At 63.8% G+C, this 14,455-nt stretch carries 15 protein-coding genes; 12 read left to right on the forward strand and 3 right to left on the reverse strand.

Going from position 1 to position 14,455, the window contains the following annotated elements:
• Window positions 1–38: 38 nt before the first annotated feature.
• Window positions 39–827, forward strand: coding sequence for an alpha/beta fold hydrolase (locus IHE39_RS04550; RefSeq protein WP_192565640.1), 789 nt, complete (start codon window positions 39–41; stop codon window positions 825–827).
• 12 nt (window positions 828–839) lie between these two features.
• The gene (locus IHE39_RS04555; protein ID WP_192565641.1) at window positions 840–1,709 is read left to right on the forward strand and encodes an alpha/beta hydrolase; all 870 of its coding nucleotides are present in this window, start codon (window positions 840–842) and stop codon (window positions 1,707–1,709) included.
• 104 nt (window positions 1,710–1,813) lie between these two features.
• Here IHE39_RS04555 and IHE39_RS04560 read toward each other — a convergent pair whose 3' ends face one another.
• Entirely contained in the window at window positions 1,814–2,725 is a 912-nt protein-coding gene (locus IHE39_RS04560) for a LysR substrate-binding domain-containing protein (RefSeq protein ID WP_192565642.1), read from the reverse strand.
• A gap of 190 nt (window positions 2,726–2,915) precedes the next feature.
• Between IHE39_RS04560 and IHE39_RS04565 the strand changes: the two genes are divergently transcribed.
• The 10 genes from IHE39_RS04565 to IHE39_RS04610 all read left to right on the forward strand — a co-directional run bounded on the left by IHE39_RS04565 (window position 2,916) and on the right by IHE39_RS04610 (window position 12,367).
• Window positions 2,916–4,349 (forward strand): NAD-dependent succinate-semialdehyde dehydrogenase, encoded by a 1,434-nt coding sequence (locus IHE39_RS04565; protein WP_192565643.1) that lies wholly within the window; start codon window positions 2,916–2,918, stop codon window positions 4,347–4,349.
• 38 nt (window positions 4,350–4,387) lie between these two features.
• A complete protein-coding gene (locus IHE39_RS04570) occupies window positions 4,388–5,347 on the forward strand; it encodes a dihydrodipicolinate synthase family protein (RefSeq protein ID WP_192565644.1) in 960 nt (319 codons plus the stop codon).
• A 51-nt stretch (window positions 5,348–5,398) separates the two neighbouring features.
• Window positions 5,399–5,944 (forward strand): 3-hydroxyanthranilate 3,4-dioxygenase, encoded by a 546-nt coding sequence (locus IHE39_RS04575; RefSeq protein WP_192565645.1) that lies wholly within the window; start codon window positions 5,399–5,401, stop codon window positions 5,942–5,944.
• A gap of 4 nt (window positions 5,945–5,948) precedes the next feature.
• Window positions 5,949–6,947 carry an MBL fold metallo-hydrolase gene (locus tag IHE39_RS04580; protein WP_192565646.1) on the forward strand — a complete coding sequence of 333 codons (999 nt, stop codon included), beginning with the start codon at window positions 5,949–5,951 and terminating at the stop codon, window positions 6,945–6,947.
• Window positions 6,948–6,949: 2 nt separating this feature from the next.
• Complete coding sequence (locus IHE39_RS04585) at window positions 6,950–8,113, forward strand: ABC transporter substrate-binding protein (RefSeq protein WP_192565647.1); 1,164 nt, start codon at window positions 6,950–6,952, stop codon at window positions 8,111–8,113.
• A 78-nt stretch (window positions 8,114–8,191) separates the two neighbouring features.
• Window positions 8,192–9,106: a branched-chain amino acid ABC transporter permease gene (locus tag IHE39_RS04590; protein WP_184768914.1), complete on the forward strand. Its 915-nt coding sequence runs from the start codon at window positions 8,192–8,194 to the stop codon at window positions 9,104–9,106.
• A 19-nt stretch (window positions 9,107–9,125) separates the two neighbouring features.
• Window positions 9,126–10,109, forward strand: coding sequence for a branched-chain amino acid ABC transporter permease (locus tag IHE39_RS04595; protein WP_192565648.1), 984 nt, complete (start codon window positions 9,126–9,128; stop codon window positions 10,107–10,109).
• Window positions 10,106–10,861 carry an ABC transporter ATP-binding protein gene (locus IHE39_RS04600; protein WP_192565649.1) on the forward strand — a complete coding sequence of 252 codons (756 nt, stop codon included), beginning with the start codon at window positions 10,106–10,108 and terminating at the stop codon, window positions 10,859–10,861. The genes IHE39_RS04595 and IHE39_RS04600 overlap by 4 nt, the downstream gene beginning before the upstream one ends.
• Window positions 10,855–11,556 carry an ABC transporter ATP-binding protein gene (locus IHE39_RS04605; protein ID WP_184768917.1) on the forward strand — a complete coding sequence of 234 codons (702 nt, stop codon included), beginning with the start codon at window positions 10,855–10,857 and terminating at the stop codon, window positions 11,554–11,556. The genes IHE39_RS04600 and IHE39_RS04605 overlap by 7 nt, the downstream gene beginning before the upstream one ends.
• Window positions 11,543–12,367 carry an aspartate dehydrogenase gene (locus tag IHE39_RS04610; protein ID WP_192565650.1) on the forward strand — a complete coding sequence of 275 codons (825 nt, stop codon included), beginning with the start codon at window positions 11,543–11,545 and terminating at the stop codon, window positions 12,365–12,367. Before IHE39_RS04605 ends, IHE39_RS04610 begins: the two co-directional genes overlap by 14 nt.
• Here the strand turns inward: IHE39_RS04610 and IHE39_RS04615 are convergent.
• Window positions 12,299–13,456 (reverse strand): peptidase C39 family protein, encoded by a 1,158-nt coding sequence (locus IHE39_RS04615; protein ID WP_192565651.1) that lies wholly within the window; start codon window positions 13,454–13,456, stop codon window positions 12,299–12,301. The genes IHE39_RS04610 and IHE39_RS04615 overlap by 69 nt on opposite strands.
• Window position 13,457: 1 nt before the next feature.
• The gene (locus IHE39_RS04620) at window positions 13,458–14,453 is read right to left on the reverse strand and encodes a succinylglutamate desuccinylase/aspartoacylase family protein (RefSeq protein ID WP_192565652.1); all 996 of its coding nucleotides are present in this window, start codon (window positions 14,451–14,453) and stop codon (window positions 13,458–13,460) included.
• Window positions 14,454–14,455: the final 2 nt, after the last annotated feature.

The raw sequence follows: 14,455 nt of genomic DNA on the forward strand, positions 1-14,455 counted from the left end.
AATCGGGCGCGAAGCGCCCCAGATTTCGGAGACCTCAGATGAAATCCATCCAGATCGGCGCCAACACGCTTTCTTATGACGAGGCCGGCGAGGGCGAGGTGCTGCTGCTTCTGTCGGGCTGGTGCCAGGACCACCGCCTGTTCAAGACGCTGGCGCCCGAGCTTGCCAGGACCCATCGCGTCATTCGCCTGGACTGGCGCGGCCATGGCGAGCACCGAGAACATGACGGCGACTTCACCGTCGACGACCAGGCGTCCGACGTCGTCGCCTTCCTCGACAAGATGAACATCGACAGGCTGGTGCCGGTCTCGACCTCGCATGGCGGCTGGGCCAACATCGAGGTGACCGACCGTCTGGGGGTGGCGCGCATCCCGCGTACCGTCGTCATCGACTGGATCCAGACCACGCCGAACGAAGACTTCTTCCGCATGATCGACCACATCCAGGATCGCACAAACTGGGAGAATGGCCGCGGCGATTTCTTCAACTATTGGATCGGCGACACCGAGAACCAGGACATCGTCAATCACGTCAACAACGAGATGGCCAAATACAGCTTCGAAATGTGGGCGCGGTCCGGCCGCGAGATCGGCAAGGCCTATCGCAAATGGGGCAATCCGATGCAGCGCATGGCAGCACTCAAGGACAAGCGTCCGATCACCCACATCTATTCGCAGCCCTTCGAGCCCGAATATGCCCAGGCGCAGCTCGATTTCGCCGCCGGCAACGACTGGTACCAGCCCAACAAGCTGCCCGGCAGGACGCACTTCCCGACGCTCGAGCAGCCCAAGGTGGTGGCCGACACCATCCGTGCTTTCGTCGCCTGACAGGAGTGGCGCATGAGCGTGCTTGCCGAAGAAGCCAACTGGCCGCGTGACGTCCTCGACCGCGACTATGGCGCGCGGGCTTCCGTGACGCCTGAGGTCTTCGAGGCGGCGATGGGTGACTACCGAAGCCGCTCCGTCGAGATGCGGGACCATGCCACGCATCTCGACGTCGTCTATGACGAGCAGAGCGGCCAGACGATCGATATCTATGGCACCTCAGGCGAGCCGCGGCCGGTCTTCGTCTTCGTCCATGGCGGCTACTGGCGCATGCTGTCCAAGCACGATTCATCCTTCATGGCGGCGATGCTGGCCAAGAATGGCATCGCCACCGCCGTGGTCGATTACCGGCTGGCGCCCGAGGCGTCGCTCGACGAGATCGTGCGCGAGGTGAGGGCAGCGATCGGCTTCTTGTGGAAGAAAGGCCGATCGTTCGGCATCGATCCCGAACGCATTCATGTCGGCGGCAGCTCCGCCGGTGGGCACCTGACGGGGGCCGTGCTCTCGGGCGGCTGGCACGTCGAGGCTGGCGTGCCGGAAGATGTCATCAAGGGGGCGCTGCCGATCAGCGGCCTGTTCCATCTTGCGCCGATTGCAAGATCGTTCGTGCAGGACTGGATCAAGCTTGACGAGGCGGCGGTCGAACGGCTGAGCCCGGCGGCGAACCTGCCACGGATCGGCTGCCAGATCGTCGTTGCCTATGCCGATGGCGAGCCTGACGGCTTCCGGCGGCAGTCGACCGCATATGACCAGATGTGGCGCGAGGCGGGCTTTGCCTCGCAACTGATGGAAATCCCCGCCCGCAACCATTTCGACGTGCTGTTCGACCTTGCCTCCGAGGATAGTGTCCTGTCGCAGGCGTTGCTCCGCCTGATCAAGGGCTGAGCAATTTCAGGACAAGTGCGCAGCGGTTTTCCGTCCGGAATTGCGCAAAAACAGGAGCATGGAGTTGTTCCGCGATTCGAAGAAAAGCGTAGCCGCTCTATGCGTCAGTTGGCTTCGCGTGGCGTCAGTTGTTGGGCATAGCGGCGCACCACGCCGGCAAAGGCCGAGACGGCAGGCGACACCGAGCGCCCGGTGGCGTGGATCAGCGACACCTCGCGCGAGATGGTGGGCTCGGCCAAGGGCTTGCCGGCGACCTTCCTGAAACGCGCCGCCGCCAGCGCATAGGTGGGCAGGACGGCAATGCCGAGGCCTGCCTCGACAAGGGCGATCGCCGTTGTCACCTGCGTCACCTCATAGGCCGGCTTGAATGGGATCTGCGCCATTTCGAAGCCGACTTCGACGAGCAGCCGGATGCCGCTGTCGCGCGTCAGCGTGATCAACGGCTGTTCCGCCAGAGCGGCCCATTTGACGGTCTCCGCCCCATGAAACGGGCTGTCGTGGTCGCAGAACAGCATCAGGCTGTCGCGCACCAGAGACAGCCGCTCGATGCCGTCCTCAGCAGGCGAGAAGGTGCCGAGGCCGCAATCGGCCTGGCCGCTGCGCACGCTTTCGACGATCTGCTCGGTGCCGACGTCGGCGAGTTGCACCGATATGCCGGGATAACTCTTCTGGAACTCGGCGATGGCCTGCGGCAGCACGACCGAGGCGAGCAGCGGCGGGGCGGCAATGCGCAGGCGTCCGCGCCGGCGTTCCGCCAGCATGTGCACGCCCTCGACGGCATGCTCCAGTTCCTCGATCACCTTGGTTGCCGAGTTCTGGAACTCGCGTCCCGCATCGGTCAGTTCGACCCGGCGCGTGGTGCGGTCGAACAGGCGCACCGACAATTCCGCTTCGAGATCACGGATTGCCTGCGACAGCGCCGGCTGCGCGGTTCCAAGCCGCTTCGAGGCGCGCGAAAAACTGCCGAGCTCGGCGACCGCCAGGAACTGCTGGATTTGCTTGATCGTGATCTTCACGGCGGTCTCCGCGGCGCAGGCTTGGACGGCTTGGCCATTTCGTCGCTAACTTATACAGAAAACAGTCTTAATTTATCAGATAAATCCATCTTGTCGATATAATGGTTTCCGCCGATGTTGGCACCAAGACGGCACGGGCCGCTGCCCGGCGCTGTCGAATTTAATGCCAATTGCGAAGCCGAGGCGCCCGATGTCCAACTACCCCGATCTTCAGCTCTATATCGGTGGCGCCTGGCGGCGGACTGCGGAAACGCTGCCCGTCATCAACCCGGCCGACGAGAGCGTGATCGGCGCCGTTCCTGTGGCCTCCACCGGAGATCTCGATGCGGCCCTCGAAGCCGCCGAGCGCGGCTTTGCCGTCTGGCGCAAGACCTCGCCCGCCCGCCGCGCCGAGGTGCTGCGCAAGGCGGCAGCACTTCTGCGCGAGCGCATCGACGAGGTCGCCAGGGATATCACCCGCGAGCACGGCAAGCCGTTCCAGCAGGCCCGGCTCGAAGTCATTCGCGGCGCCGAGTTCTTCGAATGGGACGCCGGCGAAGCCCAACGCACCTATGGTCGCGTCATCCCTAGCGAGCCGGGCATCCGCTACATCGTCCATCACCAGCCGATCGGCACGGTGGCGGCATTTTCGCCGTGGAACTTCCCGATGAGCCAGCCGGCGCGCAAGATCGCCGGTGCCTTGGCCGCCGGCTGCTCGATCATCATCAAGGCGGCGGAAGAGACGCCTGCCGGCTGCCTGCACATTGCGCGGGCCTTCCATGATGCCGGCCTTCCCGCCGGCGTGCTCAACCTCGTCTTCGGCATTCCGGCGCAGATTTCCGAGTATCTCATCCCGCAGGAGCAGGTTCGCCTGATCGCCTTCACTGGCTCGACCGCCGTCGGCAGGACCTTGACCGGCCTTGCCTCCCGCTACGTGAAGCCGACGCTGATGGAACTCGGTGGCCATGCACCTGTGATCGTTTGCGACGACGCCGATCCGGTGAAGGCCGGCATCGCCTCGGCCATCCGCAAGGTCCGCAATTCCGGCCAGGTCTGCACCTCGCCGACCCGCTTCTTCGTCCATGAGAGCGTCTACAAGTCGTTCACCGAAGCTTTCATCGAGCGTGCCCGCGCCGTAAGGGTCGGCAATGGTCTGGAAGAGGGGGTCGAGATGGGCCCGGTGGCCAATCATCGCCGCGTCGAGGCCATGGAAATGCTGGTCGCCGACGCCGTCTCGAAGGGCGCCAAGTTGCTGCTTGGTGGCGAGCGGCCCCGCAATAGCGGCTATTTCTATCCGCCGACGATCCTCGCCGACCTGCCCGACGATGCTCGTGTCATGCGCGAAGAGCCGTTCGGCCCGCTGGCGGTGATCAATCCCGTCTCCTCGCTCGAGGAGGCGATCGAAAAGGCCAATGGCGTGCCTTTCGGCCTCGCTGCCTATGCCTTCACCAACTCGGCCGCCAATGTCGACCAGATCACCGACGATCTGGAAGCCGGCAACGTCTCGATCAACACGCTGGAGGCCTCGGTCGCCGAGACGCCATTCGGCGGCGTCAAGGAAAGCGGCTTCGGCCGCGAGGGCGGCGTCGAAGGCATCTTGCACTACATGGTGGCCAAGAACGTCTCGCACCGCATGGCAATCTAGCCGAAGCCCGCAATCGCCTCCTAAAGGTTCGCAATTCGATGAAATACGACAAGAAGACAGCCAAGGCCCATTCGAGGGCGACGATGAAGGGCATCTGGGCCGCCGGCCTGATGCCGTTCAATGATGACCTGTCGATCGACGAAGACGGTTTCCGCAGCAATGTCGACCACTGGATCGGCGACCTCGGCATCGACGGCTTTTTTATCGCCGGCAAGCAGGGCGAGTTCTTCTCGATGTCGCTCGACGAGCGCAAGCGCAGCTTCGACCTTGCTGTCGATGCCTGCGCCGGCCGCGCCCAGACCATCATGTCCTGTTCCGACCAGAACATGGATGTGGTCATCGACCTCGCCAGACATGCCCAGAAGTGCGGCGCCGACTACATCGTCGTGCACGCGCCGATCCTGCATTTCTTCAAGCAGCAGGACGAGACTCTGCTCAATTACTATCGCACCATCGCCGACAAGGTGGACATCGGCATAGCACTCTGGAGCCATCCCGACAGCGGCTATCTGATGAGCCCCGAGCTGTGCAACAAGCTTGCCGACATCGAAAACGTCGTCGCCATCAAGTACTCGGTGCCGCGGCCGATGTACTCCGAACTGACCAGGCTTGCGGGCGACCGCATTCTCGTCAGCACCGCCTCCGAGGAGGAGTGGCTGGACAACATCCTTGAGCTCAATTGGCAGCTCTATCTGTGCTCGTCGCCGCCCTATCTGATCCAGACCAAACACGACAAGCGCATGCGCGAATACACCGACCTTGCTTTTGCCGGCAAAGCCGAGGAGGCGCACCGCATCCGTGACAGCCTCGACCCGGTGCGCGCTGCGCTCAAGGACACGCGCCCGCCCGAGAAGCCGCATTCGCACCAGAAGTACTGGCAGGAGCTGCTGGGGCAGACGGGCGGACGCGTGCGCCCGCCGCTGCTGCAACTCACCGAGGCGGAAAAGCGCGCCACCCGCGCCGCCTTCGAAACCTGCGGCCTGAAGACCTCAGCCTGACGACTGCCGATCAATCCGACGCCTGTGCGCCGACCCAAAGGAGGAACGACAATGACCAGACGCCTTTCGGCCTTCAGCTTCTCGAAATGGATCGACGAGCACGCCCACCTGCTCAAGCCGCCGGTCGGCAACCAGCAGATCTGGGAGGACGCCGACCTGATGGTGACTGTCGTCGGCGGGCCCAACAAGCGCACCGATTACCACGACGATCCGGTCGAGGAATTCTTCTACCAGCTCAAGGGCGACATGATGCTCAAGGTGGTGGACAACGGCAATTTCTACGACGTGCCGATCCGTGAGGGCGAGATCTTTCTTTTGCCGCCGCATGTGCGCCACTCGCCGCAGCGCCCGCAGGAAGGCTCCATTGGCCTCGTCGTCGAGCCGAAGCGCAATGACGGTCTGCTCGATGCCTTCGAATGGTACTGCTTCGACTGCAACGCGCTGGTCAAGCGTGTCGAAGTCACACTGAAGAGCATCGTCCGCGACCTGCCGCCGATCTACCAGGCGTTCTACGCTGACGAGAAGGCGCGCACCTGCCCGCAATGCGGCGCACTCCATCCGGGCAAGACCCCGCCGGAAGGCTGGGTGAAGCTCTAGGAGCATGAAGGTCACCAGGCGACATTTTTCGGGGCTCGACATCGAACTGGAGCAGCTTGAGGCTGGTCCCGTTCTGGTGACCTGCATCCCCGACATGGCCAATGTCGCCTGGCCGGCAAAGGCGATCTTCGCGGGCCTTTCGCGCCAAGATCTGGAAGCCGCGGCTGGTCGTTCGCCCGAGGGCACCGTTGATCCGGAAGGCGAGACGGTTGCGCTCAGCTTCAACTGCTATGTCATCAAGACGCCTGATTACGTGGCGCTGATCGACGGCGGTATCGGCGATGGCAAGGAAAGGCCACACCGGCCTGCCTGGCATCGCCGCGAGACAAGATTTCTCGACACGCTCGAAGCGATCGGCATCTCGCCCGAGCGCGTCGACATCGTCATCAACACGCATCTGCACGCCGACCATGTCGGCTGGAACACAAGGCGGGAAGGCGAAACCTGGCGGCCGGCCTTTCCCAATGCGCGCTACGTCGTTGCCGAGACCGAGCTTGCCTACTGGACCAAGGTCCACGCGGCCTCGGTCGACGGCAACACGCTGCATGGCGCCTTTGCGGATAGCGTGTTGCCCATCATCCAGTCCGTCGGCTTCGAGGCGGTTGCTTCGGATGCCGAGGTCGCGACTGGGCTGCGGCTGAAGCCAGCGCCGGGGCACTCGCCCGGCATGGTGGTCGTGTCGCTCGACACCGGTGAGGGCGAGGTGCTGTTCCTGGCCGACGCTGTCCATCACCCGTTGCAGCTCGGCGACGACAGCATCGTCTGCAATTTCTGCGAGGACCCAATTCAGGCTCGGTCGACGCGGCTCGGTCTGCTCGGTGCGGCCACTGCCACAGGCACCGTGCTGGCGCCCTACCATTTTCCCGCCCCTGTCTTCGGCCGGCTGACGGCAGAGGCGGCTTCGTTCCGGTTCGTGCCTCTCGATATCGAGGCACCCGGCCAGCCGACAGCTAACCGGCAATCAACAATGCGCGCTGAAATGCGCCGACCAGAGGAGAACTGAGGATGAATGTGAGGAAAACCCTTCTAGTTGCATCGGTCGCAGCACTTGCGGCTTTTCCGGCAATTGCCGCCGATCCCGTCAAGATCGGCATGATCACAACGCTGTCGGGCCCGGCCGGCTATCTCGGCCAGGACATCCGCGACGGCTTCATGCTGGCGATGGAAGAGGGCAAGCTCGGCGGCGTGCCGGTCGAACTGGTGGTCGAGGATGACGGCCTGAAGCCCGGCCAGGGCAAGCAGATTGCCGAACGCTTCATGGGTGAGGAAGGCATCAAGCTGTTCACCGGCATCGTCTTCTCCAACGTCGCCGGCGCCACCGTTCCCGACATCGTCGACAACGACGCCTTCTATGTCAGCCCCAATGCCGCGCCGTCGAACATGGCCGGCAAGGAGTGCAACCCGAACTATTTCGTCGTCTCCTGGCAGAACGACAGCCTGCATGAAAGTGCCGGCCAGAACGCTACCAACCTTGGCTACAAGAAGGCCTTCGTGCTGGCCCCGAACTACCAGGCCGGCAAGGACGCCATCGCCGGGTTCAAGCGCTACTTCAAGGGTGAGATCGCGGGCGAAATCTACACCCGGCTCGACCAGACCGACTTCGCCGCAGAGCTCGCCCAGGTCCGCGCGGCCAAGCCCGACGTCGTGTTCCAGTTCCATCCCGGCGGTCTCGGCATCACCTTCCTGCGCCAGTACGAGCAGTCGGGGCTGATGAAGGAAGTCCCGATGGTCGTGGCCGAGCCGTCGATGGATGGCGTCACCCTTGCCGCGGTCGGCGATGCCGCCATCGGCCTCAACGTGACGAGCCACTGGAACTCGGACTTCGACAACGCCGCCAACAAGCAGTTTATGGCGGCCTGGAACAAGGCCTACAACCGTCCGGTAACCTATTACGCAAGCCAGGGTTATGACGCAGCCCTTGCCTACGCCTCGGCACTGAAGGCCACCGGCGGCAGCCTCGACGACGCCGATGCCTTCCGCGAAGCTTTGCGCAAGGCCGACTTCGAATCCGTGCGCGGCAAGTTCGCCTTCGGCCCTAACCAGCATCCGGTGCAGAACTGGTACGCGCTGAAGGTCGAGAAGGGCGACGACGGCAAGCCGATGTTGAAGACCGTCGGCGAGGTCCTCAAGGACCACGGCGATGCCTACGCTGCCGAGTGCAAGATGTAATCTCGACCGGTTCACCATGGCGGGCGGCAAGGCTGCCGCTCGCCAGTTTTCCAGTTTTTCCAATCGAAGCGACAGGCTATGACGCTCTTCCTCGAACAAATGCTGAATGGCGTGCAATTCGGCGTCATGCTCTTCCTGCTGGCGGCCGGCCTGACGCTGATCTTTGGCATCATGGGCGTCATCAACCTGGCGCACGGCTCGATCTACATGATCGGCGCTTATGCCGGTACATGGGTCGCAGCCGAGACCGGCTCGTTCTGGCTCGGCATTCCGGCAGCCCTTGCGGCCGCTGCCGTCACCGGTGCGGCGATCGAGTTCCTTGTCGTGCGGCGGCTCTACGGCCGTGACCATCTCGACCAGGTGCTCGCCACTTTTGCCCTGATCCTGATCTTCAACCAGACGATCACCATCCTGTTTGGGCGTCAGCCGCTGTTCGTGTCGATGCCTGATGTGCTCGGCGGATCGGTCGAGCTTTTGCCGGGGCTGGTCTATCCGGTCTATCGCATCGCGATCATCGCCGTCGGCCTGCTCGTGGCGCTCGGGCTCTATTTGCTCATCAACAAGACCCGCATCGGCATGCTGGTCCGCGCCGGCTCGACAAACCGCGAGATGGTGCGCGCGCTCGGCGTCGACATCCGGCTGCTCTACACGCTGGTCTTCGGCCTCGGCGCGCTGCTGGCCGGTCTTGCCGGCTTCATGGCCGGGCCGATCCTGGCGGTCCAGGTCGGCATGGGCGAGCAGATCCTGATCACCACCTTCGTCGTCGTCGTCATTGGTGGCGTCGGCTCCATCCGGGGCGCCTTCTTCGCCAGCCTCATCCTCGGTGTCGTCGATACCGGCCTGCGCGCCTATCTGCCGGGCCTGCTGCGTCAGGTCATGGTCGGCCCGGAAGCCGACGCGCTCGGTGCCGGCATCTCGTCGATGGGCATCTATCTGTTGATGGCGATCGTCCTTCTCATCAGGCCGAAGGGCCTGTTCATCCGAAATTCCTGAACTAGGCGCTGACTGGCCCATGGAAAAGACACTCAAGCGACCCGTCTTGCTTGCCGGCGTTCTGATCGCGCTGATCGCATTACCGACGGTCGCCGACACAACCGGCTATGCCGCGCTGACCTCGCTCGCAACCCGCGTGCTGATCTACGGTATTGCCGCCGCCAGCCTCAATTTCGTGCTCGGCTATGGCGGCATGGTCAGCTTCGGCCACGCCGCGTTCTTCGGCATTGGCGGCTATGTCGTCGGAATCCTCTACCAGCACTATTCGCTGGGCGAGCCGCTGTTCGGCTTCATCCCTGGCACCAACCAGCTCCTGATCACCATTCCGGTGGCGCTGGTGGTTTCCGGTCTGATGGCGGCACTCATCGGCGCGCTGTCGTTACGGACCGGGGGCGTGCAGTTCATCATGATCACGCTCGCCTTCGCCCAGATGCTGTTTTTCCTGTTCGTCTCGCTCAAGACTTATGGCGGCGACGACGGCCTGATCATCCGCAGGGCCAACGAGCTGCCCGGGCTCAACATGCGCGACAAGCAGACCGTCTACTACGTTTGCCTGGCAATCACCGTGGCGTTCTTCTTCATCCTCTGGCGCATCGTCAATTCGCGCTTCGGTAACGTCATCGTCGGCCTGCGCCAGAGCGAGAAGCGCATGGCGGCGATCGGCCTGCCGGCCTATCGCTACAAGCTGATGGCGTTCGTTATCTCGGGCATGGGCTGCGGCCTTGCCGGCGCGTTGATGGCCAACTTCCTGCGCTATGCCAGCCCCGACATGATCCACTGGACGAAATCTGGCGAGCTGATGGTGATGGTCATCCTTGGTGGCGTCGGCACCTTGTTCGGCCCGCTGCTCGGTGCCGCCGTCTTCATCGTGCTTGAATCGATCCTCGCCTCATGGACGGAGAACTGGCAGCTCGGTCTTGGCCTTATCCTTTTGTTCGTGGTGCTCTACACCCAAGGCGGCGTCCAGGGGCTCGGTAGCAGGCTGCTCGGGAGGCGCGCATGACGCCGGTCCTCAACGTCAAGGGCATGGTCAAGCGTTTCGGCGGCCTGCTTGCCACCGACCATGTCGATATCACCGTCAATCCAGGCGAGATCCATGCGCTGATTGGCCCGAATGGAGCCGGCAAGACCACACTGATTTCACAGCTGATGGGTGAGCTCAGGCAGAACGAGGGCACGATCGAGCTCGACGGTGTGCCGATCACCAGCCTGCCGACGGCCAAGCGTGTGTCGATGGGGCTGGCGCGCACCTTCCAGATCACCTGCCTGCTGCCCGACTACACGGTGCTCGACAACGTCGCCATCGCCATCCAGGTGCGACAGGGCCACAGCTTCCGCTTCTGGGGCAATGTTCGCCACGCGCAGGAGTTGCGGCAAAGCGCACGTGGCTTCCTTGATGCAGTGGGCTTGGGCGACCGGGCCGGCGAATTGGTGGCCAACCTGTCGCATGGCGAGCAGAAGCAGCTCGAGCTTGCGGTGGCACTCGCCACCAAGCCGCGCCTTCTGCTGCTTGACGAGCCGATGGCAGGCCTCGGCCACGTCGAAAGCCAGCAGATGATCGAGATGCTGCGGGGCCTCAGGAACCAGGTCTCGATGCTGCTCGTCGAGCACGACATGGAGGCGGTGTTCGCGCTGGCTGACCGCATCTCGGTGCTGGTCTATGGCCGCATCATTGCCACCGGCACCGTCGATGAGATCAGGGACAATCCGGAAGTCCGCACCGCCTATCTGGGCGAAGGAGACGAGCTATGCTGAGCGTCGCCAAACTGCAGTCGGCCTATGGCCGCAGCCAGGTGCTTTTCGATGTCGCGCTCGAAATCGGCGATGGCGAGGTCGTCACGCTGCTTGGCCGCAACGGTATGGGTAAGACCACCACGGTCAAGTCGATCATGGGCCTGCTCAAGCCGCTGTCCGGCGAAATCAGCTTCACCGGCCGCGACGTGCGCGGCGCCACGCCTGAAACCGTGGCGCGGCTTGGCGTCGGCCTTGTGCCCGAGGGCCGCCAGGCCTTCTCCACGCTCACCGTGCGCGAAAACCTTGTCGCCACCGCCGCCAATCGTCTCGGCCGCAAGGATCCGTGGACGCTGGAGCGCGTCTACGCGCTGTTTCCAAGACTGAAGGAGCGGGCGGGGCAGGCTGCCGGGACGCTGTCGGGCGGCGAACAGCAGATGCTCGTTGTCGGACGCGCGCTGATGACCAATCCCAAGCTGCTCATCCTCGACGAGGCCACGGAAGGTCTGGCGCCGGTCATCCGCGCCGAGATCTGGGGTTGCATCGAGGCACTCAAGGCGGAAGGGCAGTCGATCCTTTTGATCGACAAGAACCTCAACGTGCTGAAGCGCCTGGCCGACCGCCACTACATCCTCGAGAAGGGCCGCACCGTCTGGTCCGGCACAGGCGAGGACCTGACCAACAACGCCGAGCTGGTGCAGCGTTATGTCGGCCTCTAGACCGCGACGCCGCCTACGGCTCTGCTTCGTCGGTTGGGGCGCCATTGCCTCGCGTGTAGGCGAGTTGCTCGCCGAGCGGCAGCCGGCCGGCGTGGAGATCGTGGCAGTTGCAGTGCGCGATCCCGAAATCGGGCGGCCTAGCATGCCAACAGGCGCGCGCCTGATCACCCGGCCAAACGAACTCGCCGGGCTCGACATCGACATGGTGATCGAGGTGGCTGGCCGCCCTGCGGTCGCCATCTGGGGCGAGGCGGCCCTGCGGCATGCGGCAAGCTTCGTGGTGTCTTCGGTCAGTGCATTCACTGACGAATCGATGCTCGGCCTGCTGCTTGCCGTCGCAGACGAAGCGGGCAGCCGCATAGTCGTTCCCTCGGGCGCGCTCGGCGACCTTGGCGCGCTCGCCGCCGCTTCGGTCCTCCCGATCGACGAGGTCAGACACACCATCGTCAAGCCGCCGCTCGCCTGGCAGGGCACGCGGGCTGCCGAGATGATCGACCTCGACAGGCTTGCCAGGCGCACCGAATTTTTCGCCGGCACGGCGCGTCAGGCGGCGGATGCGTTTCCGCAAAATGCCAATGTCGCCGTCATCTCGGCCCTGTCGGGCATCGGCCTGGACCGGACGCGGGTCGTGCTGGTGGCCGATCCGGCAGCCGTGCGCAACATCCATGAGGTCAGTGCCATCGGCGCGTTCGGCAAGCTCGACCTTAGGCTGGAGAACGAGGCGCTGAAGACCAATCCGAAATCATCCGAGATGACCGCGCTCAGCCTCGTACGCCTCATCGAAAACGCCGTCGCGCCGCTGGTGCGCTGAGCGGTCGGCATCGTCTGAGGCGCAAGTTGCCCGCGGTCCGATGATAAGAGCCGCGCGATAGGCCGGTTCTCCGTACCAGGCCATGCGATCGAGCATGGCATCGCGGATCGGCAGGTCGACGACATCGGCGGCATTTTCGAGCGCATCGACCTCGAACCATGGGTCGTTGACGAGGAAGTGCTCCTCGCTCACCGCATGGGCGACCACCCAATGCGGTGCGGTGCGGCCGTGGGTTTCCCTCTGGTCGATCAGAACCACGGCGATCGAACCGCCTGCCACGGCACTACGTAGTTCGGCTATGGTGAAGGCGCGCGCTTCGACCTCGATGCCGGCTTCAAGCACACGGCTCTTGAAGTCGGCCTGGACGAATTTCATCAGGTCGCGCTTGGCTTCGGTATTGCCGCGATCGATGAGGATCGCTTCCGACGTGCTCATGAACACCTTCACTGCATGACCGCGCGAGTTTGCCGCAAGTGCGAGGCCGTAAGGGTCGCAGCCGCCAGGGCCGTCCATCGATACCACCGTCGTCGCCTCGCGCCACATCGCCAGTTCCAGAAGACGGTCGATGCCGGACGAAGGATCGAGGCCGGCAAAGGCCATCATCAGCGAGGCAGAGCCACAGGTGAACCCGGTTGTCTGGGTGTAGATCGGCGTCCTGGAGCTTGCCGTTGGCCCGTCGTTCCGCAGTCGCCGCTCGGCATATGGTGCACCTGACCGCGCGGCAGCGATGCCGGCAATCGCTCTCAAGTTGGTCGAGATGGCATCCTCCCCCGGGACCGTGGCGATGCGCCAGGTCAGGATATCGCTGTCGAGGGACAACTGATCCATTGCCGACACCAATTCGCTGCCAACGGCGTTGCGGTCGATGTCATCGGCATCGACCCAGAAATGGGATATCCGCAGCATCGTTGACGTGCGCCGCCGGCGCCCGATCAGCAGCCCGACGATGGCATGGCCGCGGTACGCCATGAAGACGATACGGCCGCGCGCCGACTGGATTGCCGCAAGGTGCTCCGCCATGGCAGCCGGCACCCCCTGCGGTGCTTCGTGGCCATCGAGAAGTTGCGTGATGTTGATGGGTTCGGCCATGTCAGATCCTTGGTGTTGCGAGATGGGCAAGGCAGTCGCCGCGCACGACCAGTGACGGATGCCGCTGGCAAACGACGATGCCGGAGATGTCGAAATGCTGGGGTGTGGCAGGGCGCGCTGGATCGTCCACCGCATGGACCATGCCGCAGAGGGCGCCGGCCTCGATGCGATCTCCGAGATCGGTCATGGGTTCGAACACGCCGTCCTCGGTCGCATAGACATAGTAGTCGCGGCCAAGCACTTCGAACTCGATCGCGGGAGGTGAAGGAGCGTCAAACATCTGCTCCACCATGGCGAAATGGGCGAGGAGGCGCTGGATGCCGTTTTCGATCAGCGCCAGGCCTTGCCTCGACACCGTCCCGCCGCCGCCGAACTCACCACCAAGCGAGATGATGCCCTGGCGATTCGACTCCGATGTCGAGAGCCGGGGATCGGGACTGTAGCCCCAGACCTGCAGGTGCGGGGCGCCGAAGGCCCGCGCCGCTGCCAAAGCGCGGCTGTCGAGGTCCGGATCGCCGCTGCGGCGGGTGGAAACGAACGGAAGATAGTTCAGCGACGAGCCGCCGGCATGGAAATCCTGATAGAAATCGGCAAGAGGCAGCAGCACGGAGCTGACATAATCGGCGATGGCTGCTGTCGGTCCGCCCAGGGGATCGCCCGGATAGGCGCGGTTGAGATTGCCGCCGTCGAGCGGGGACACACGGCTGCCGGCAAGGGCTGCCGGCGCATTGAGCATCGGCAGGACGATCAGCCGTCCGTTGATCGAGGCGGGATCGATGCTCTGCAGCAGCTTGGTCAGAGCGATCTGGCCTTCATATTCGTCGCCATGGGTGCCGGCGGTGAGCAGCATCGTCGGCCCCTTGCCGCCTGCGACGACCCCGACCGGGATGGTGATCGTGCCATAAGCGGAGCGATGAACCGAGTGTGGGAAATGCAGATTGCCGATCTGCTTGCCCGTTCGTTCATAGTCCAGCCGTGTCCAGATTTGCGTCGACATCT

Source organism: Aminobacter carboxidus (assembly GCF_014863355.1).
In the GTDB taxonomy this organism is placed as follows: domain Bacteria; phylum Pseudomonadota; class Alphaproteobacteria; order Rhizobiales; family Rhizobiaceae; genus Aminobacter; species Aminobacter carboxidus.